This window comes from Dysgonomonas sp. Marseille-P4361 (assembly GCF_900343125.1).
In the GTDB taxonomy this organism is placed as follows: Bacteria; Bacteroidota; Bacteroidia; order Bacteroidales; family Dysgonomonadaceae; genus Dysgonomonas.
This window is the reverse complement of sequence record NZ_OPYL01000002.1, coordinates 321242-342102: the sequence shown is the minus strand read 5'-3', so window position 1 is coordinate 342102 and position 20861 is coordinate 321242. Positions and strand designations below refer to the sequence as shown.

The 20861-nt window shown below is 35.2% G+C and carries 15 protein-coding genes and 1 riboswitch; of the genes, 6 read left to right on the top strand and 9 right to left on the bottom strand.

Annotated elements, in window-relative coordinates; all coding sequences use genetic code 11:
• Positions 1-38: 38 nt before the first annotated feature.
• The 4 genes from DHU68_RS05260 to DHU68_RS05245 all read right to left on the bottom strand — a co-directional run bounded on the left by DHU68_RS05260 (position 39) and on the right by DHU68_RS05245 (position 4398).
• Positions 39-713 carry an RluA family pseudouridine synthase gene (locus DHU68_RS05260; protein WP_108821935.1) on the bottom strand — a complete coding sequence of 225 codons (675 nt, stop codon included), beginning with the start codon at positions 711-713 and terminating at the stop codon, positions 39-41.
• A 105-nt stretch (positions 714-818) separates the two neighbouring features.
• Complete coding sequence (locus tag DHU68_RS05255; RefSeq protein ID WP_108821934.1) at positions 819-2315, bottom strand: acetyl-CoA hydrolase/transferase family protein; 1497 nt, start codon at positions 2313-2315, stop codon at positions 819-821.
• A gap of 137 nt (positions 2316-2452) precedes the next feature.
• On the bottom strand, positions 2453-3034 hold the full coding sequence (locus DHU68_RS05250) for a non-canonical purine NTP diphosphatase (RefSeq protein ID WP_108821933.1): 582 nt from the start codon (positions 3032-3034) through the stop codon (positions 2453-2455).
• Between the two features lie 140 nt (positions 3035-3174).
• The gene (locus DHU68_RS05245; RefSeq protein WP_108821932.1) at positions 3175-4398 is read right to left on the bottom strand and encodes a pyridoxal phosphate-dependent aminotransferase; all 1224 of its coding nucleotides are present in this window, start codon (positions 4396-4398) and stop codon (positions 3175-3177) included.
• 165 nt (positions 4399-4563) lie between these two features.
• A riboswitch (cobalamin riboswitch) is annotated at positions 4564-4762 on the top strand.
• Between the two features lie 107 nt (positions 4763-4869).
• Between DHU68_RS05245 and DHU68_RS05240 the strand changes: the two genes are divergently transcribed.
• From DHU68_RS05240 to DHU68_RS05230, 3 genes are read left to right on the top strand one after another with little or no spacing between them, the layout of a single operon-like run.
• Positions 4870-6900, top strand: coding sequence for a TonB-dependent receptor (locus DHU68_RS05240; protein ID WP_108821931.1), 2031 nt, complete (start codon positions 4870-4872; stop codon positions 6898-6900).
• 22 nt (positions 6901-6922) lie between these two features.
• Positions 6923-8038 carry a YncE family protein gene (locus tag DHU68_RS05235; protein ID WP_108821930.1) on the top strand — a complete coding sequence of 372 codons (1116 nt, stop codon included), beginning with the start codon at positions 6923-6925 and terminating at the stop codon, positions 8036-8038.
• A gap of 5 nt (positions 8039-8043) precedes the next feature.
• A complete protein-coding gene (locus DHU68_RS05230; RefSeq protein ID WP_108821929.1) occupies positions 8044-9177 on the top strand; it encodes an ABC transporter substrate-binding protein in 1134 nt (377 codons plus the stop codon).
• An 83-nt stretch (positions 9178-9260) separates the two neighbouring features.
• Here the strand turns inward: DHU68_RS05230 and DHU68_RS05225 are convergent, their stop codons facing one another.
• From DHU68_RS05225 to DHU68_RS05210, 4 genes are all read right to left on the bottom strand, one after another.
• On the bottom strand, positions 9261-9689 hold the full coding sequence (locus DHU68_RS05225; RefSeq protein WP_108821928.1) for a hypothetical protein: 429 nt from the start codon (positions 9687-9689) through the stop codon (positions 9261-9263).
• 142 nt (positions 9690-9831) lie between these two features.
• A complete protein-coding gene (locus DHU68_RS05220) occupies positions 9832-10467 on the bottom strand; it encodes a YiiX/YebB-like N1pC/P60 family cysteine hydrolase (RefSeq protein ID WP_108821927.1) in 636 nt (211 codons plus the stop codon).
• Between the two features lie 9 nt (positions 10468-10476).
• Positions 10477-12510, bottom strand: coding sequence for a TonB-dependent siderophore receptor (locus tag DHU68_RS05215; protein WP_108821926.1), 2034 nt, complete (start codon positions 12508-12510; stop codon positions 10477-10479).
• A 122-nt stretch (positions 12511-12632) separates the two neighbouring features.
• Positions 12633-13229: a hypothetical protein gene (locus tag DHU68_RS05210; protein ID WP_108821925.1), complete on the bottom strand. Its 597-nt coding sequence runs from the start codon at positions 13227-13229 to the stop codon at positions 12633-12635.
• 249 nt (positions 13230-13478) lie between these two features.
• Here DHU68_RS05210 and DHU68_RS05205 point away from each other — a divergent pair, with 249 nt between their 5' ends.
• Entirely contained in the window at positions 13479-15143 is a 1665-nt protein-coding gene (locus tag DHU68_RS05205; RefSeq protein WP_108821924.1) for a glycosyltransferase family 39 protein, read from the top strand.
• A 342-nt stretch (positions 15144-15485) separates the two neighbouring features.
• On the opposite strand, the gene DHU68_RS05200 is transcribed toward DHU68_RS05205, so the two are convergent.
• On the bottom strand, positions 15486-16799 hold the full coding sequence (locus tag DHU68_RS05200) for an MFS transporter (protein WP_108821923.1): 1314 nt from the start codon (positions 16797-16799) through the stop codon (positions 15486-15488).
• 588 nt (positions 16800-17387) lie between these two features.
• Between DHU68_RS05200 and DHU68_RS05195 the strand changes: the two genes are divergently transcribed.
• Both DHU68_RS05195 and DHU68_RS05190 read left to right on the top strand, forming a co-directional pair.
• Positions 17388-18572, top strand: coding sequence for an L-serine ammonia-lyase (locus tag DHU68_RS05195; protein ID WP_108821922.1), 1185 nt, complete (start codon positions 17388-17390; stop codon positions 18570-18572).
• 254 nt (positions 18573-18826) lie between these two features.
• Positions 18827-20857, top strand: coding sequence for a transketolase (locus tag DHU68_RS05190; protein WP_108821921.1), 2031 nt, complete (start codon positions 18827-18829; stop codon positions 20855-20857).
• Positions 20858-20861 lie beyond the last annotated feature (4 nt).

Below are 20861 nucleotides of genomic sequence, written 5' to 3'. Positions count from 1 at the left end.
ATATTTTTTATAAACTTAAGTAAAGATACTATATTCTTTTATACGGTCTTTTCGAATGCCTTCCATAAGTTGTCTTCCGGCACCGGAGCCACAACCTCAATCTTCTCTTTAGATACGGGATGGATAAAGGATATTTTTCTTGCATGAAGATTTATACCTCCATCGGGATTGGAACGCTCTGCTCCATACTTTAAATCTCCTTTGATAGGACAACCTATTTTAGACAACTGGCAGCGAATCTGGTGATGGCGCCCTGTTTCCAAATCAACTTCCAACAAATTATACTTATCAGAATGAGCTATCAGCTTATAATGAAGGATAGCTAGTTTAGAGTTGGGCTTCTCTACATCGTAAGCATAAGATTTATTCTGTTTTTCGTTCCGAACCAAATAATGTTTCAATGCACCTTCATCTTGTTTTGGTCTGTTCTTTACCACCGCCCAATAAGTCTTGCTTACTTCTTTATTCTTAAACATCTCATTCAAGCGAGGCAAAGCTTTACTTGTTCTTGCAAAAACAACGATTCCACTTGTAGGACGATCTAGACGATGCGTCACCCCAAGAAAAACATTTCCAGGTTTATTATATTTTTCTTTAATATAGTCTTTCACTATCTCAGATAATGGTCTATCTCCGGTCTTGTCTCCCTGAACAATTTCTGACACCGACTTATTGACTATAATGATATGATTATCTTCGTAAAGAACAGTCATCTATAAAACTTTTAAAGTACCTAATAATTAAAGGATACAAAGAAAAGCCTTTCGACGGAAAATCGAAAGGCTTTTATAGTTATAATGTGTAATAAAGCTATGGAGTTAAGCTTTATTTGGTTTTCTCCATTTCACATTTTTCATATCGCCTGTTTCTGCCAATGCTTCGTGGAAAGCAAATGCATTGTACATATCGAAACGAGTGTTTCCTTGCGGAGCGTTCTTAATATACTCTTGTAGCAAAGGACGATAATCTGGGTGTGCACATTTGTTGATGATCTCTTGAGCACGCTCTTCAGGGCATTTACCACGAAGGTCAGCAACACCATATTCAGATACGATAATCTTCACAGAGTGTTCACTATGATCTTCATGTGATACTAATGGCACGATAGAACTAATTTTTCCTCCTTTAGCTACTGATGGAGTAACGAAGATTGAAATATAAGCACTACGAGTAAAATCACCAGAACCTCCGATTCCGTTCATCATCTTAGTTCCCGAAATGTGTGTTGAGTTGATATTACCATAAATATCAGCTTCGATCGCTGTATTGATAGCAATAACACCTAAACGACGTACAACCTCGGGATTGTTTGAATATTCTGAAGGGCGTAAAACAACTTTATCCTTGAAGAAATCTAGATTCTTGTATATATGCTCAATACAAGGGTTACTTACTGTAAGAGAACACCCACTTGCAAATTTAACACGTCCTGATTCCATCAGACCGATTACTGCGTCTTGAATAACTTCTGTGTATACTTCAAAATCCGGAATTTCTTTACTTTCACCCATTGCGGCTAATACTGCATTTGCAATATTACCTACACCTGACTGAACTGGCAAGAATGTTTTAGGCATACGACCTTCTTTCATTTCTTGGATAAAGAATTTCGCTACATTTTCTCCGATCTTAGAAGTAACTTCATCTACTGGAGCAAATCCGCTTCCTTCGTTCTCTTCGTTAGTTTTTACAACAACGATTTTTGAAGGATCTATTTTGATATGATCTTTTCCGGCTCTATCACGCACTCCGTAAATTGGAATATCTTTACGATAAGGAGGATCAAGAGGCTCCGGTATATCGTGCATTCCTCTCAATTCTTTTGGATTCCATTCGTTCAGTTCCACAATAACAGTCTTAGCCAAACGAGCTACTGTAGGTGAAATACCAACACCACATGTTGGAACGATTTCTCCATCTTCGGTAACGTCACAAGCTTCGATAATAGCAACATCAATATTTCCGTAATATCCGTAACGAATATCCTGAGCCATTGTAGAAAGATGCAAGTCACAATATTTCACTTGACCTTTATTGATGGCTTCGCGCATATCCTTATTGGTTTGATAAGGCGCACGGAAATTTATTGCATTTGCTCTGGTTAGCTCGCCATCTAGTTTATCACCTGTTGATGCACCAGTAAATACATTGATTTTGAACGGATTTCCTTTTGCGTGTTCTTCTTCTGCACGCTTAGCGATAAATCCTGGTACTACTTTGGGACATCCAGCATGAGTAAATCCGCTAAATCCCACGTTGTCATTGTTGTTGATAAGTGCGGCTGCCTCTTCAGCAGTCATAAATTTTAAAGCCATGTTTTTAAAATATATGATTTATATAAGTGTTAGTTCTTTTTTTAATCTATTTAAGCTTTAGCGACACAAAAATACAAAATAATTGCCTGATAAACTATTTTAAATAAGTTATTATTTTGAGTAAGTATTTCTCGAATTTACTCAATCTTTTCTAAAAATTCACATAATGCTTTCACAGCTAATGCTCGATGACTTACATTATTTTTCACCTCACTCCCCAATTCGGCAAACGTATGATTATATCCATCAGGCATAAATACAGGATCGTATCCAAAACCTGTTGCACCTCGTTGCTCTTCTATAATAGATCCGTTGATTTTTCCTTCGAATAGATGCTCTTCTCCATCCATTATTAGCGCGATAACTGTACGAAAATGAGCCTTTCGGTTAATCGCTCCATTCAGTTCTTTTAGGAGCTTTTGCATATTAGCAACAGAATCATGATCTCCACCTGCATAACGAGCAGAATAGACTCCTGGAGCCCCATCTAAAGCTTCCACCTCCAAACCTGTATCATCACCGAAACAGTCGTAGCCATATTTTTCTTTTACATAGCGTGCTTTTATCAAGGCATTCTCTTGCAGCGTTTCTCCAGGTTCATCAATGTCTTCGTGGCAGCCTATCTCTTTAAGGCTTAATATTTCAAATTTATTACCAACAACGGCTCTAACCTCTTCTAGCTTATGAGCATTATTTGTAGCAAATACTAGTTTTTTCATTTATGTCTATTAATTATTGATACATATTTATCTCACAAAAGTAAACTATTTGAACAGAACATTACATCCTTCTTATATCAAAATATAAAAGCATTGCCATCAGACAATGCTTTATCATATGAGATAAATAAGAAATGAATTTATTTCTTTTTTGCGTTCCCTTTATTATCTCTCAATGCATTATAGGCTTCCAATGCTTTTTCGAGAACAGTGAGAGCTTTGTCCAAATCATCTTTATTTAAAATATAAGCTATACGCACTTCATCCTTACCTAATTCAGGATCGGTATAGAACCCTGAAGCTGGAGCCATAAATATAGTTTGTCCTTCGTACTCGAAATCAGACAAACACCATGCACAAAACTTATCCGCATCATCTACCGGAAGGCGAGCCACAGTGTAGAATGCTCCCATAGGTATTGGAGAATAAACACCGGGAATTCTATTCAGACGATCGATCAAGAATTTTCGTCTTTCTACATACTCGTCATATGTACTTCTCAAATATTCTTCACTTGCATTAATAGAAGCTTCTGCTACAATTTGCCCCAACAAAGGCGGGCTCAAGCGAGCTTGACAAAACTTCATTAATGTTTTTCTCAATTCTTTATTTTTCGTAATCAATGCTCCGATACGAATACCACATTCACTGTAGCGTTTAGATACTGAGTCGATAAGAACTACATTATCTTCAATCCCTACCAAGTGGCAAGCTGAAATATAAGGAGAGTTAGTATAGATAAACTCGCGATATACCTCATCCGAAAATAAAAATAAATCATACTTCTGAACTAAATTCTTGATCTGATTCATTTCTGTACGCGAATAAAGGTATCCGGTTGGGTTGTTAGGGTTACATATCATAATCCCTTTTGTCTTCTCATTGATCAGCTCTTCAAATTTTTCTACTGAAGGAAGCGCAAACCCTTCTTCTATAGTCGAAACGACCGGACGAATAATTGCTCCTGCCGAAATTGCAAAAGCCATATAGTTGGCATATGCAGGCTCAGGGACAATAATCTCATCACCTGGGTTCAAACAAGCGAGAAATGCAAACAAAACAGCCTCCGACCCACCTGTTGTGATAATTATATCATCTGCCGAAACATTTATATTATACTTCGCATAATAGCCAACAAGTTTTTCTCTATATGATCTAAAACCATCGCTCGGACTATATTCTAATATTTTCCTATCTATATTTCGTAAGGCTTCCAATCCTTCTTCAGGTGTAGGAACATCTGGTTGTCCTATATTTAGATGATACACCTTTAAACCTCTAGCTTTTGCTGAATCTGATAAAGGAGCCAATTTTCGGATAGGCGAATTAGGCATTTCCACTCCTCGGTTTGATACTTGTGGCATATGTATTAAGAATTATATTTTACAATCAATCTATGACAAATATACAAATTATAATAATACTCAAACTCTTTTCCTTACCATGTTTTACAACTAACAATCAATCAACGTCCTATCACTTTATTTTAAATAATATGATCATTTTTTTGTTTTGCATTTATTTTTATTCATACCTTTGTAACGCTTTGTTCTGGTATTGAATTTTCTTCAATACAGATTAAAAGGGAATCAGGTGAAAATCCTGAACAGACCCGCTGCTGTAAGCTTCGCAAAGCTTGTGCAACCCACGCCACTGTTTCGGAACAAACGGGAAGGCCGCACAAGTAAGGAGTAAGTCAGAAGACCTGCAAGGCATATATTCGGAAAGCTTTCGAGGAATAGAGCTTAAGAAACATTTGTAAAGAATACAGCCTTTCTTTTATTTTGTTCTTATCGGAAGCATTTTAATTAATAATTAAAATTGCTAATGCAGTAATGAGAACTATCCTGATCTTAATCCTTTTTATAACAGTGTTTGTTTCTACTAATGCTCAGATAAACGACAGCATCAATGCCCGTAACTTATCGCCTGTAGAAATATCTGCATCTGCAACACCCTCTACTACTCGCTCTTCTACCCCATTACAAATAATGACAGCCCAGAATTTCGAAGAGCAAGGACTACAATCGGTTTCCGATGCCGTAAAAAGATTTAATGGTATAGTATTGAAAGATTATGGAGGTATAGGTGGTCTAAAAACTGTTTCTATCCGAGGGATGGGTGCTGAGCACACCGCCATCAGCTACGATGGTATAATAGTGAGTAATATGCAATCGGGACAAGTAGATATCAGTCGATTCTCACTGGACAACATTTCGGTTCTATCATTAAACATAGGTCAATCAGATAATATTTTTCAGACTGCAAAAGCATTTTCTTCAGCTGGAGTCTTGAATTTACAGACTATAACTCCTACTTTTTTTGATAAAAATTATAAAGGACACCTAAAAGTAACAGGAGGATCTTTTGGTTTATTCAATCCGTCGATAGACTATCAGCAAAAAATATCTAATCGGTTTATTGTTACAGCTAACATCAATTGGCAACGGGCAGATGGGAATTATCCTTTTACGGTCAAAGAAGATAAACTTCTTCCTAACAGAAAAAGGAAGAATAGTGATACAAGTATCTTACGCTCGGAGGTTAACTTGCATAATGACTTGGGGAATGCGGAAAGTCTAAAAACTAAACTATACTACTATGATTCGGAACGAGGACTACCAGGAAGTATTACCATAGCCAATGACTTTGCAAAAGAGCGACTAAAAAACAGGAGTTTCTTTATTCAATCTACTTATTCTAAAGATTTCAACAGCAACTTCAAATTTAAAAGTCAAGCTAAATACGATAACAATTACACCCGATATACTGATACAAATTCTCAGTATGAGGAAAAATATGGTTCTGATCAGATACATAATAAATATACCGAGCAAGAAGTATATTGGTCAAACGCATTATTATACACAGTAAATGACAAAATTCAACTTTCTATTGCAGAGGATCTGTCATTCAATCATTTGAAAAACAGATTGGCAAAACCATTGAATGATACTGAGAACTCAACAAACAACCAACCTTTTCCTAAAAGATATGGTTCATTAACTTCGCTTGCAGCCCAATATAAGACTCAACGGCTCACGGCTACTGCAAGCCTTCTCATGACCTACGTATCTGAAAAGAATCAAAACAATTATCCAAACCAAGAATTTAAAAAGTTATCTCCATCCGTAGGGGTTTCTTTTGCACCTTTCAACTCTGAGGCTATCCGCATCAGAGCATCTTATAAACATGGTTTTAGGATCCCAACATTTACAGAGCTTTATTATTCTACCGTAATAAAATCACTTAAACCTGAAACGGCAAATCAGTTCAATATAGGAACAACATGGTTAACTGAATTTACAGAAAGTCCTATAAGCTTCGTCAAATTATCTATAGATGGCTACTATAATAAGATACATGACAAGATCATCATCATACCTACAATGTTTATACCTCGCACGATGAATCTTGGTGAAGTAGAAATGAAAGGAACTGACATTAATGCTTTCACAGAAGTTATTCTAACTCCTAAATTTAAATTAAATATTGAGGGCGTATATAGCTATATGAAAGCTATAGATGTGACCTCTAGTTCTGACAAGAACTATAAAGATCAAATACCTTATACTCCTGAACATTCAGGATCTGCAACTGTAGGATTAAACACTCCTTGGCTAAACATCTCATATACCATACTGATGTCTGGTGATCGTTATATGAACCCTCAGAATATAGCAGACAACAAGGTAAAAGGATATACCGATCATAGTATCTCGCTTTATAAACAGTTTAAAGTATCCAAATCCGACTTGTATCTACAAGGAAATATTCAAAATATAGGCAACAAAAATTATGATATCATAAGATACTACCCCATGCCGGGTAGATCTTTCAAAATAACGGCCGGCTACAAATTTTAACTATAAAAAATCAGAAAAAGAAATGAAAAAATTTTTATTGTATGGGGTTCTCACCTCAATATTAGCTTTAGGATTTGCATCATGTAGCAATGACGATGATACCGATCCTAGATTTGAAGAAAAAACAGGTAGTGTATACATTTTAAACTCTGGAAAACATGGGGATAATAATTCTAACTTAGGAATATATAACCCTGAGACAAAAGAGTATTCAAAGAACATATTCAAAGGACAAAACAACATGTTATTAGGAGGTACAGCCAATGACATGGTTGTATATGGATCGAAAATGTATATAGCAGTTACCACTTCTAACAAAATATACATTACAGACTTAAAAGGAAAGCTTCAGACCTATAGTGATGGTTCTGATGTGATTCTAGATCCTAAGAATGATAAAGATGAGCCTGCCGAACCAAGGTTTGCAACAGCTTATGATGGTAAAGTGTATGTATCTACAAAGGCAGGATATGTGCTTCGAATAGATACGACATCGATGCAAATAGACGCAAAAGTAAAAGTAGGATCATATCCTGAGCAAATGACAGCAATCAATAATACGCTGTATGTTCCTAACTCCGGCTATGGAGATGGTAATACAGTTTCGATCGTTAACCTTTCGGGATTTACTGTATCATCTACACTTGATGTTACTCAAAATCCGAGTTATACAACAACAGACAACTCTGGAAATGTATATATACTATCGCTAGGTAAAACATGGGGAGGAAGTAACGTAAAATCTCAAATACAAGTATATAACCCAAGCAGTAAGAGTTTATCAGTGGTTGGTACCGATATTGCTTCTAAAATGGTAATGAGTAAGGATAAAAACAAACTTTTCTTACTAAAGGAAATATGGGGAGAAGAAGGTGCTGCTCACAAAATTGTATATTATGATATAAACAGCAAGATTCTTGTAGACAAAGAGTATTTCAAATTACCGGAATCGATGAAAGGCGGTTTAGATAAAGCCTTCTCAATGTCTGTTGATCCTATTAGCGGAGATGTTTATATCAGCACCAGCGACTACACAAACAATGGAGATATGTATATATTTAGTGCCGATGGTACATTTAAAGATAAATTTGACACAGCCGGCATTAACCCTGTAGGTGCATATTTTCCTATTAGATAAATAATATGAGAATAATTAGAACAATACTATTTTTTACAATTATACTTATTCTTACAGGTTGCAGCAACTCGCAGCCTGTAAGACAAAGTTCAGCACCCCTACATAGTGAATATACAATACATTATGCGAAAGGTTTCACTGTAGAAAAGTTTGATAGTTATACAAAAGTTTCTGTCCGAAACCCTTGGGACACAACCCGCATGTTGCAAACATATATATTAGTCGATAAACAAGCTGAACTACCAAAGGATCTACCCAAAGGAACAATTGTAAGGACTCCTCTCAAAAGTGTTGCAACTTACTCTACAATTCATTGCTCTACACTTAACGAATTGCACCAGATAAATATCATAAAAGGTGTTTGCGAGCCTCAATATATAAAAATAGACTTTATCCAGCAAGGTGTAAAAAATGGAAATATTGAAAACTTAGGTATGGCAAGCAAGCCTGATACCGAAAAAATTATCATGCTCAGCCCTGATGCTATAATGGCTACGCCAATACAAGGATGGACATATGGCTCGATAGAAAAAACAGGAATTCCGATTATTGAAACTATTGACTATACAGAACCTCATCCGCTTGGGCGAGCAGAATGGATACGTTTTTACTCCTTATTTACTGACACTGAGCAATTAGCCGACTCGCTATTCCAGATAACCGAGAAGAACTACAATACTATAAAAGAGATTGTTTCAAAAGCAAAAAATCGTCCTACTGTACTTCTAGATTTACGCTACCAAGGTAAATGGAATGCACCCGGAGGGCAAAGTTTTATGGCAAAAATGCTAGCTGATGCAGGTGCATCCTACCCTTGGGCAGATGACAGGTCGGCTATAAATATGCCTTTAAATTTTGAAACAGTTCTGGACAAAGCCGGAGATAGTGATATTTGGTTAGTTAAATACAACTGGCCTGTTGATATGACTTATACTACTCTCAAAAATGAATATACCCCCTACTCTAACTTCAAAGCTTTCAAGACTAAAAACGTATATGCTTGCAATACTGGTTATTCCAGCTATTACGAGGACTTACCCATACATCCTGACTATATCCTGAAAGATATAGCATATGTATTCCATCCGGAACTTTTCCAAGACTATACCCCGAAATACTATAAAAAGGTTAAGGATTAGTTTAATATATAGGTTAGAAAAGGCTTTAGAATTCGGTACTCTAAAGCCTTTTTGTTTTATAAATAAGTGAATGCATAAAAGACTTACTTAAGTCTCAGCCATTTTTCGGTAAAATCTAGTTCTTGCATAGATGATGGCAACACTGTACTTTGGAAGAGAGTATCATTATCAATCTTAATCTCTATTTGCGCTGTATTACCTTTAAAGTGGGCGCTACTAAGTGTAGTCATCTCTACAAACTCCAATAATTTATTTCCATCTATAGTATATTCCCCGGCTGCAGAAACCCTTATAATATTTGATTTATCCATCGTATGCCAAATAAAATTCTTTTCGGTATAATGCTTCAATTGCTTTCTATCTACAGGAATTCCATTTTCTTCTAATAATATCCAACTTCCTTTAATTAATGATTTATTGGAGTCAGTAAGAGATACAGACTTATTACTTGAACACGAAAGTATTCCAATAAGTAAGCATAAACACAATAAAGTACAAGTTAATTTTTTCATAATATAATATTTTAAGGTTTTTCAATTTATACTCTTATTCTCAAATATATAAAATCATTTTAACAAATGCTAAATTATTTATGCAATAGAGGATAAAAAAGTAATCTATTTTACAGTCCTTACCCTCTATTATTTTTCTCTGCTACTCAAAGCTATACACCATATCAATAATATCAGATCGAGACATCGCACCGGGGTTTATTCCTAGTTTTCCCTCCGGAATAGGTAATTTGTATTTTTCAAAATACTGAATCCACCCCTCCGTAAACTTTCCATCATCTTCGGACTTGAATGTCATTCTATTCAAAGGAAAAACATGATTATTGCTATTTGCCTTCATTAGTATATCATATACCAATTCTGAACAATAGTACTTATCATTACCAAGAATAAAACCATCATCGTATTCTTTCCCTATTAAGCCTAATCCTATTGTTAAAGCTTCGGGAATGAGATGAATATACCCTTGCTTTAATCGACCAACTACTGATTTTGGATAACATTCATATTGATTATCAGGATATAAAAACTCATCTATAGGAGTCAAAGTAACCGCTGGACGTGTTGCTTCCAACACATAAACAGAATCCTTATCGTCGATATAAACTATTCCAACATGTGTAAACTGATAGTTTCCAATACTAGTAGTTACAGCTTTTATCGTATTATCAGAATCACCACTACATGCTTCTTGAAATATCAAATCTCCATTTTGGAACTTAAATTCTTTTTCTGAAGGTATAAAAGAAGAGAGCAATACGTATAAAAAACAAATCATAGCTATTATTTATTTTATAGTATAACTAATACCTCCCATTAACCAAAAGCCAGATTGTGGAATATTTCCTCTATCGTAATAATATGTATCATATATGTTATTCAGGCTCAATTTGAATACGATATCTTTATATTCATAGTTCAGTTTCAGATCCAAGGTAGAAAATGCAGGATAATGCTCTATTGTTGGTTTTATATCTTTTCCATGATATTTTTCATATACTCCCATCCGTTTTTGAAGGCGGAAATACCATCCTGCAGACAAACCTTTATAGATTTTATGATTAAATTTTGTTGTAAATTTATCTCTCAAATAGTTTAGAGAATACATCGAGATCATGTCTCCGGTATTAGCATCTTGAAACATACGAGCATAGTCGAGAGATAATAAAGCCTCGTCTCCTAAAAAAGGTAATATTTCCCCTAACCTGAAAGTAGCTCCTGTCTCAATACCTTTTGTATCTATTTTACTCATATTCCATGCCGAATATGCAGTATCTTCTGGCTTTTGTTTTACCCAATCGATTATATCTTCTCCCCACATAAGGAAACCTGTCAGATAGGTCGAAACAAAAGACTTTTTATATTTTATACCTAATTCTAAAGATTCCGATTTCTCCGGTTTCAAGCCATTTTTTCCTACATGAGTTGGAGCCTGATAATATAAATCGGTAAATGTAGGCATACGTGTAGATTTACTCCAAGAACTGGAAAAACTTAATTCTGATGAAGGACGATAAGTTGCACTCACAGATGGATAAAACCCATACTCTCCTTTAAGCAAAGTATTATGATTCATCATCACCCCTGCGGAGACTACGAGTTTTTCTATATTAAGAGTATGTTCTAGAGATAAACTAGTGTTGAGGCGGTCATCATATTTTGTATATTTCCGATGCGGCTTAACCATCTGTTGCCCTAGATTTGAACTCATAATATCTTCTTTTCTCAATTCACCACTAAAATTAGTAGTTCCCAGTTTTGAACGATAGGATAAAATCAAATTTGCTCCATAAGTATCATTTCGGTGAAAATTTCGTCCAAAGTCTTCACCTTTTATCAAATCGAATTGATCATGATGCCTATTCCAATATAAGATGGGAATTACCTTAAATTTAGAACCGAACTCTCCTTTTACAGAACTTATATATGAACTGGTTTGTTCGTATTGATTAGGATAGGCTGCTGAGTAAAAAGTATTTGCTCCATACTTCTTATCATTATAACCCAATTGTAAACTTAATTTTGCTTCATGTTTCAACCTGAAATGGGTTTGCCATAGTAGATTATAGATATCATAATCACTATTAGCTACATAGCCCTCTGAAGAATTATGCCCGACTGACAAACTATGAGTTGAAATACCTGTATTGGCTGCCCCACGCACCTCAATACCTTTTAACTTATGCATCCCTGATTCAACATTAGCATAAGCCTTATAATCTGCTTCTTTTTTTGTGATGATATTAATTCCGCCAGTAAAGGCACTTGAACCGTAAATAAGACCGGATGGTCCATGAATAATTTCAATACGTTCAATATCGGAAAGATTGATTGGGATATCGAAACTGTAGTGACCTGTGTGTGGATTAGATAGGTTTACCCCATTGAGAAGTACTGCATTTTGATCGAAAGATCCTCCACGGATCGAAATATCGGCTTGTACACCATGTCCGCCTCTTTGAATCACATCTATGTTAGCGGCGTAAACTAACAAGTCTTGAATACTCTGGACAGGAGATTGCTGAATTTGCTGCTTAGTAATTACAGTTACTAATTTCGAGGTTTGATTAATTGGCATTTCGACTCTCGAAGCTGTAACCATCACCTCTTCCAACTCTTCTTCCATTACCTTCTGCTGCTCTTCTACATTAGCTGTCTTTTGCGCTGTAATGGTAGAACTCGGTAAGAATGCAATTGCACAGCCGGTGACGACTCCAATGTTTACTACTTTGTGCATACTATTAAATGCACTGTACGCTTTTCGGGCAAACCTCTTGAATCTAAAAGCTGTTTGCTGTTCTCTAAAATGTTTTTGTTTCATCTATTTATGATTAAAAAATTAGATAAAACAAAAGTAAATATTATTGAGTCGTATGACGAGTAAATAATAAAAAAAGCATACTAATAGGCTATTAGTATGCTGTAATATTTTCAATATGAATCTTATTTTGCTCTATTCTTGAGGACTGTACTTCTATAAAGATATCTCACAGGAAAGGTGATTGAGTCTTTATTGCCAGCAATATCCACACAAACAATCTTCGTATCATATTTCCCCTCTACCAATTTCAAAGGGATTAGTTCACCTTTATTATTACGAACTATAGAGTCTGTCATTTTAACTAGTCTATTTCCATAAATATTAGCTTCCTTTTCCCCATAAATATTATTCCCTCGTCTCATAATTTTCAGGATTGAATCTTTATATATTTCAGGATTCACTGAACTATCTCCAATATATTTATAAAGTAGTTCGACTTCCACTTTGAAAGATGATAATCCTCTCCCCTTATCCTGAAATTTGGCATCTATATACAACCATTTATCCATCACGACTGTATCTTCTTTATGATCAGGACTTATACTATCATTCAATATTATTTTTATCCCTTCATTCGTATATATTGTGTCATGCATATTCATTCTTGCATACTCAATAGAAGGGATATCTAAATCCTCTTCATCCTCTTTCAGACATGATGAGAAATAAATGCTTGGGATTAGGAATATAAATAATAGGAATAGATTAAATTTCTTCATCTTCTTTTATTTAATAGACAGACAAAAATAGCATAAAATTCACGAAGAATAAGATTCTTCCCCGTTTTAATATTTACCATAGATGGAGAAATCGATTTTGTTAGAAAAAAAGAACTACTTTTGTTGATTCAATTAACAGACTATAAACAATATAATATATACTTATTATTATTCTAGATTTATTAATATTACATAAGTATATCTATTTAATAGATTAGACCGAGATAAGTAGATTCTATTTTACAAAACATGATGACAATATTGATTTTTTTAGGATTATTAATTCTATTTTTTATTCTCAAAAAAACATATGATACAAAAACGTTTGATAATCATAACGACAAACTTTTATACAACTACTTACAGCCAATCCTAATTATAGGGATATTAGTTCGCACAGTTTATCTTATGTATCCCTATGGCGTTTTCTGGGATGAGGCAATAAATGCTTATGACGCTTGGTGTATTGACAATTATGGAGTTGATCAACATTTGGCTTCATATCCAGTATATCTTGAATCATGGGGAACCGGACAAAGTGCCTTATATGCCTACTTTGCTCTCCCTTTCATTAAACTCTTCGGAATGTCCACTGTTGCACATCGCATGGCAATGGCATTACTTAGTTGCAGTAGTCTTTTGTTCTTCTATTGGACTTTGACTAAAACACAGAGAAATACGTTATATACGTTTACACTTATCACCTTTTTTCTTATTAGCCCTTGGCATATAATGAAAAGCCGTTGGGGACTTGATTGTAATGTATGTCCAGACCTTGTTTTAATTGGACTTTGTTTCTTTATTCTAGCCTATTATTCACCAATAATAAAAAAGCAGACAATCTATTATATCCTAGGTTTTTCTTTTCTTGCCATAGCAGCCTATGGATATGGAGTAAGCTGGCTTATGCTACCCTTCATGGTTATTGCTCTAGTTGTATACCTAATAAGAAAAAAGAAAATAACAACCAAGCAAATATTATTAGGAGGCACAGTGATGCTACTACTAGCTATTCCTATAATACTTTTTGCTTTTAATCTTTTCTTCGATGGAGAAGAATTTAAACTAGGTCCTATTACTATTATCGGAATGGAAGCTAAAAGAGACTCTCAGACTATACTTATGAGTCAAGAACCTTTTTTACGAAAAATAGGTGTACATATACATGATTCAGCTAGGCTTTTAATTAAAGGTGCAGATACTCTTAATTGGAATAATATTGAACCTTGGGGGCAATTCTATAATATTATTGGAATACCATTTATTCTATATTATTTCTATGTAAAACTGAAGAATAAAAACCTCAGTGCTATAGATATGTTTTTCATCATCTGGGCCGTTTCTTGTTTACCTATCTTACTCTTTGTTTCTCCAAATGTAAACCACTGGAATCTTTTATGGTTTCCTTTACTTTATTTTTGCGGGTGCGGTATATACTTGGCTCTAAATAAATTCAAGAAATCTATATATATAATCGTTCCTCTATTTTCAATTTGCTTTTTTATATTCACCTATCAATATTTCAATTATTACTCTCCTAAAAATCAGGGAGTACTTTGGGAATATTCAGGATTCAATTACACAGTTCAAGAACCTGTTAAATTTGTACAACAAAGAGAGTTTGATGAAGTGTATTATTGTGGATCCAAATATTCATCCATGGATAATGGCGCATCTATGATTCTTTTCTATATGCCGCTAGACCCTCATTCAATAGTACATAAAAAATATGACGGTGGACTAAATTTGATTCATAGTTGCGGTAATAACTTCTTTTACTTACCTGACAGCATTATTCCTAAAGCTAATACAGCTTATGTTATTTCTGAAGATAGAATTGGCACTTTAGAAATCGATTTCACTCTATTTAACAGACAAGACTTTGATTCTTACGCTGTCCTATGGAATGATTAATTACATCTATTAATTCACATCATTAAACTTGTGGTGCATTTGTTTCAAAGACCTCTGAATGAATATTTAGTGTAAATTTGACTATAGTTGAGTACAAAATAGTTTAGAACAAGATAGACGATAGTGATATCTTATAAACATATCATTTATTCTTAACTGGAATCATATAAAAGAACTACTTGTTTTCTCTGAGAATGGTAATTAACAACAAGAAAGCACTTTACAAACCTCTGAATCTAAATACATCACGAGTTCATAAAACAACAACAATACATAACAATAAAGAAAGAGCTTCAAGTTATTTACTTGAAGCTCTTTCTTTATATTTTAATATTCAATAGATTATTCTACAGGAATATCTTTATTCACATTTTTAGATCCTACTAGAGCATAGAATAATAGATAAGCAAGACCTGCTACTACTAACCAGTAACTTGTCAAATAACCAACACCTCCAGTTAAATCAACTATTAGATTTTGGAAGAATGGAAGTATACCTCCACCACAAACTAATACCATGAAAATACCAGATGCTTTTTCTGTATACTTACCAAGACCTTCTACTGCCAGGTTAAATATACCACCCCACATTACAGAAGTACATAGTCCGACAAGAACTAAAAGAGCTGCATTCACTGGCACTTTTTCTAAGCCGAATAAGCCATCAGCACCATTTTTAAATACAGGTAGTTCAACTAATGTTGTTGTAGGAGCAAATATAGCAGCTAGAGTTAATACTAAGCCTATAATAGAAGCAACTCCTAACATTGATTTTGCAGAAACTTTACTTCCGATAGCTGCACCTACAAGTCTGCCGACTAACATTAATAACCAATATGTAGCTGCTACAGAGGCTGCAATAGCTTCTGCACTACCACTACCTCCTAGATTTAACACATCTAGATCTGGATTTTGTAGCCATTTGTTTAATACGTTAGGTACACCAACTTCAACTCCTACATAAACAAAAATACCTACAGCACCTAAAACAAAGTGACGGAAAGAAAGTGCACTATATTTAGATGAATCTTGTGTAACTGTTGATCTTTCTTGTCCTTTCTCTGGAATTGCTGTCATTCCGATTACGATAAATGCAAAAGCGAAGATAGCTAGTGCTGCATACATTAGAGGGAAAACATTGCTAATTTGAGCATTCTTGATACCTTCTGGAATAAGAATACCTGTTAAAATAATAACAGCAGTACCACAAAGAGAGTTAAATGAACCTCCTAATTGGATCAATTGGTTTCCTTTGTTACCACCGCCACCTAGCATATTCAACATTGGGTTCACTACTGTATTAAGTAAACACATAGAGAATCCGGCAACAAACGCACCTAGTAAATAAACACCAAAACTTTCAAATGTTCCTGATAATGTTTGAATTCCAACTCCGATAAAACCTATTGCAATAGCAATTAGAGCTGTTTTCTTATAACCCATCTTTTGAAGAAGGTTACCTGCAGGATATCCCATTACTGCATAAGCAATAAAATTGGCCAATACCCCTAGTGTTCCCATCCAGTTTGGCACATTGAACTGGAATTTAAGAATATCACCCATTGGCGAAGCTAAGTTCGTTACGAAGGAGATCATACCAAACAGGAAGATCATCACAATAATGGGTAACGTGTAATTTTTCTTTTCTGTACTCATATTAGTTTTATTATTTAGTTATTTAATATCTCTTAATTTAAAATCCATTAACCGTAACCCCGAAAAGGATCTCAAAGGGTAATTAAACTTAAAACTCAATTACCCCTTGATCTTCCTTTTATCTGATACATTTAAGGAATATGTATCTAAATTCATGGTTATATTAGGTTATATGAAGATTGTTTTCACAAAAACGATGTAAAAATAGTTATCTATTCCGAGCTTCTTTATTTAAAAAACATGTTATAAAACATAAATCATATAACATCCTTATTCTCTTTTTTTACTTGTTTTTATTCTATATTTTTGCCTATTGATAATAGCTAAAAGCAAATCAGATACCATATATATAAAATCATTACAGACAATCAACCATTTATAACAAAAGACTAAAAACGAAACAGCTCTTTTAATTAAAATAGTATTACAAATAAAAGCATAATCAATGATATTTATAAACTTTTGATACTATCTATTTCTTCTGTTTCATAAAAACAGAATTAACTATTATTAACTCAAAGTTACTATAAACAAATAAATAAACTCTAAATTTAGAGAGGTGTCATAACCCATAAAATCAAATAACAAATGGAATCAATTCGTAATCTATATAAAATAGGACATGGACCTTCCAGCAGTCATACAATGGCTCCTCAAAAAGCGGCCTTAATATTTAAAGAAGAAAATGAATATGCTGACGAGTTTCGCATCACATTATATGGAAGCCTCGCTGCTACAGGAAAAGGGCACTTAACAGATATTGCTATTATAGACACACTTCAACCTTATAAAGTAGAAATAATTTGGAGACCTGAAACAGTCCTCCCGTTCCATACAAACGGAATGACTTTTGAAGCTATCGTAAAAGGCGAATCCGTTAAAGAATGGACTGTCTACAGTATTGGTGGAGGCGATTTATCGGATGGAACCAGTAGAACAGCTAAAGAAGCCATCTATGATAAGACTACGATGAAAGACATACTAGAATGGTGTCATACGAAAGGTAAAACATTTTGGGAGTACGTAGAAGATAAAGAAGGAAAAGATATTTACGAATATTTAGGAACTGTATGGGATACGATGGAAGCTGCTATCCAAAGAGGTCTTGAGGGTGAAGGTCTTTTACCTGGAGGACTTGGTTTACAACGCAAATCATCTACATATTTCATCAAATCGAAAGGCTATCAAGGCTCCATGAAAAGTCGCGCCTTGATTTATTCATACGCTCTCGCTGTATCAGAAGAAAATGCAAGTGGAGGAATTATAGTCACAGCTCCAACATGTGGTTCTTGCGGCGTTTTACCTGCTGTATTATATCACTTAAAGAAAAATCACGAAGTCAGCGAAAAACGATTAATCAGAGCTTTGGCCACAGCTGCGCTAATTGGGAATATAGTGAAACACAATGCATCTGTTTCCGGTGCAGAGGTTGGTTGCCAAGGCGAAATTGGAGTTGCTTGTGCTATGGCTGCCGCTGCTGCTTGCCAGCTATTTGGAGGATCGCCTCAACAAATAGAATATGCCGCAGAAATGGGTCTCGAACATCATTTGGGCTTAACTTGCGACCCTATCTGTGGATTGGTACAAATCCCTTGTATAGAAAGAAATGCTTTCGCTGCGGCGCGAGCTTTAGATTCTTGCTCTTTTGCTATGCTTTCGGATGGTAAACACATCATCAACTTCGACAAGGTTGTTAAGACGATGAAACAAACAGGACATGATCTACCTAGTCTTTACAAAGAAACTTCGCTAGGAGGATTAGCCGTTGAATAATAATTTGGGGTAATTATAAAAGTAGGAGGCATGTCTGAGGACATGCCTTTCTATCTTTATAGCTACCTATTTAGATAAACCTCCTTCAAGCAAAATAGTACATAAGAACAGAATCTAACTAGAGAACAGCAATTATATAATATCTCTATTTCAAATAGAAAACATCATTCTTTTTTAGTTTCAATATCTCAGCTTATTTCTTACTTTTGTATAAAAGTAAATTTTAAGTAAAATTTTAAGCTCAAAATATAATTATGAACTCCATTGACTTATTAAATCGTTCAGCGGACAATATTCGTATTCTTTCGGCAGCTATGGTCGAGAAAGCGAAGTCTGGACACCCTGGTGGTGCTATGGGTGGTGCTGATTTTATCAACGTTTTATTCAGCGAATTTTTAGTATATGATCCGGAAAATCCGACATGGGAAGGTCGCGATCGTTTCTTCTTAGATCCCGGACATATGTCACCTATGCTCTATTCTACTCTTGCATTAACTGGTAAATTTTCGCTAGAAGATTTACAACAGTTTCGTCAATGGGGAAGTGTTACACCAGGACATCCTGAAAGAGACATCACTCGTGGAATTGAAAACACTTCTGGTCCACTAGGACAAGGACATACTTTTGCTGTTGGTGCTGCTATCGCTGCTAAATTCCTTCAACATCGTTTTGGAGACCAAATGAGTCAAACAATCTATGCCTTCATTTCTGATGGTGGTATACAAGAAGAAATCTCTCAAGGAGCCGGTCGTACAGCTGGACATTTAGGTCTGAATAACTTAATCATGTTCTACGATTCGAATGGCATACAATTGTCAACAGAAACGAAAGACGTTACAGAAGAAGATATTGCAGCCAAATACGAAGCTTGGGGATGGAGAGTAATTACTATTGATGGAAATAGTGCTACAGATATTCGTGCAGCTCTTACAGAGGCAAAACAAGAAAAAGAAAAACCTACTTTAATTATAGGAAAAACAATAATGGGTAAAGGAGTTATTAGAGAAGACGGTTCTAGTCTTGCTAATTGTCCAGACACTCATGGTCAGCCAATTAGTGCAGCAGGTGGTTCTTTTGACAAAACAATAGAAGGACTTGGTGGAGATCCTAAAAATCCATTCACTATTTTCCCTGAAGTGGCAGAACTTTATGCTAAACGTAAAGCTGAACTTAAAGAAATAGTTGCTAAAAAATATACAGCAAAAGAAGCTTGGGCAAAAGCAAACCCTGAACTAGCAGACAAAATGGACAAATGGTTCAGTGGCTATATCCCAGCTATCGACTGGGCTGCTATCGAACAAAAACGCAATCAGGCAACACGTAGCGCATCAGCTACAGTTCTTGGAGTATTAGCAGAGAAAGTTGAGAACATGATTGTATCTTCTGCTGACTTATCAAACTCTGATAAAACTGATGGTTTCTTAAAGAAAACACATAGCCTAAAAAGAAATGATTTTTCCGGAGCTTTCTTACAAGCCGGAGTATCTGAACTTACAATGGCTTGCCTTAGCATTGGTATGATGCTTCATGGCGGAGTAGTTGCAGCATGTGCTACATTCTTTGTTTTCTCCGATTATATGAAACCAGCTATACGTTTAGCTGCGTTGATGGAAATTCCGGTTAAATTCATCTGGACTCACGATGCATTCCGCGTAGGAGAAGACGGGCCTACTCACGAACCAGTAGAGCAAGAAGCTCAGATCCGTTTACTAGAGAAACTTCAAAACCACCATGGACACAACTCTATGCTAGTATTGCGTCCTGCCGATGTAGATGAAGCGACTGTTGCTTGGAAGATGGCAATGGAAAACCACTCTACGCCAACCGGTTTAATTTTTTCTCGTCAAAACATCAATGACCTTCCTTCAAAAGGAAACAAATTTGAGGAAGCTTTACAGGCTGAAAAAGGTGCATATATCGTACAAGAAGATGCAAACTATGATGTAATCTTAGTTGCTTCGGGATCTGAAGTCTCTACTCTTGTAGATGGAGCTAAACTATTAAAAGAAGATGGAATTAAGACTCGTATAGTTTCTGTTCCTTCCGAAGGTTTATTCCGCACACAGAGTAAAGAATACCAAGATTCAGTAATACCTAGAGGAAAGAAAATATTTGGTCTTACAGCCGGTCTCCCTGTTACTCTAGAAGGTCTTGTAGGTAGCGAAGGACGAGTTTGGGGTTTAAACTCATTCGGTTTTTCTGCTCCTTACAAAGTTTTGGATGAAAAATTAGGTTTTACTGCCGAAAATGTACAAAAACAAGTAAAAGATTATTTAAATAAATAATATC

Excerpts from the sequence above, each read along its gene's own strand:
- DHU68_RS05260 (WP_108821935.1), bottom strand. The coding sequence starts at position 713 with ATGACTGTTCTTTACGAAGATAATCATATCATTATAGTCAATAAGTCG.
- DHU68_RS05255 (WP_108821934.1), bottom strand. The coding sequence starts at position 2,315 with ATGGCTTTAAAATTTATGACTGCTGAAGAGGCAGCCGCACTTATCAAC.
- DHU68_RS05250 (WP_108821933.1), bottom strand. The coding sequence starts at position 3,034 with ATGAAAAAACTAGTATTTGCTACAAATAATGCTCATAAGCTAGAAGAG.
- DHU68_RS05245 (WP_108821932.1), bottom strand. The coding sequence starts at position 4,398 with ATGCCACAAGTATCAAACCGAGGAGTGGAAATGCCTAATTCGCCTATC.
- DHU68_RS05240 (WP_108821931.1), top strand. The coding sequence starts at position 4,870 with ATGAGAACTATCCTGATCTTAATCCTTTTTATAACAGTGTTTGTTTCT.
- DHU68_RS05235 (WP_108821930.1), top strand. The coding sequence starts at position 6,923 with ATGAAAAAATTTTTATTGTATGGGGTTCTCACCTCAATATTAGCTTTA.
- DHU68_RS05230 (WP_108821929.1), top strand. The coding sequence starts at position 8,044 with ATGAGAATAATTAGAACAATACTATTTTTTACAATTATACTTATTCTT.
- DHU68_RS05225 (WP_108821928.1), bottom strand. The coding sequence starts at position 9,689 with ATGAAAAAATTAACTTGTACTTTATTGTGTTTATGCTTACTTATTGGA.
- DHU68_RS05220 (WP_108821927.1), bottom strand. The coding sequence starts at position 10,467 with ATGATTTGTTTTTTATACGTATTGCTCTCTTCTTTTATACCTTCAGAA.
- DHU68_RS05215 (WP_108821926.1), bottom strand. The coding sequence starts at position 12,510 with ATGAAACAAAAACATTTTAGAGAACAGCAAACAGCTTTTAGATTCAAG.
- DHU68_RS05210 (WP_108821925.1), bottom strand. The coding sequence starts at position 13,229 with ATGAAGAAATTTAATCTATTCCTATTATTTATATTCCTAATCCCAAGC.
- DHU68_RS05205 (WP_108821924.1), top strand. The coding sequence starts at position 13,479 with ATGATGACAATATTGATTTTTTTAGGATTATTAATTCTATTTTTTATT.
- DHU68_RS05200 (WP_108821923.1), bottom strand. The coding sequence starts at position 16,799 with ATGAGTACAGAAAAGAAAAATTACACGTTACCCATTATTGTGATGATC.
- DHU68_RS05195 (WP_108821922.1), top strand. The coding sequence starts at position 17,388 with ATGGAATCAATTCGTAATCTATATAAAATAGGACATGGACCTTCCAGC.
- DHU68_RS05190 (WP_108821921.1), top strand. The coding sequence starts at position 18,827 with ATGAACTCCATTGACTTATTAAATCGTTCAGCGGACAATATTCGTATT.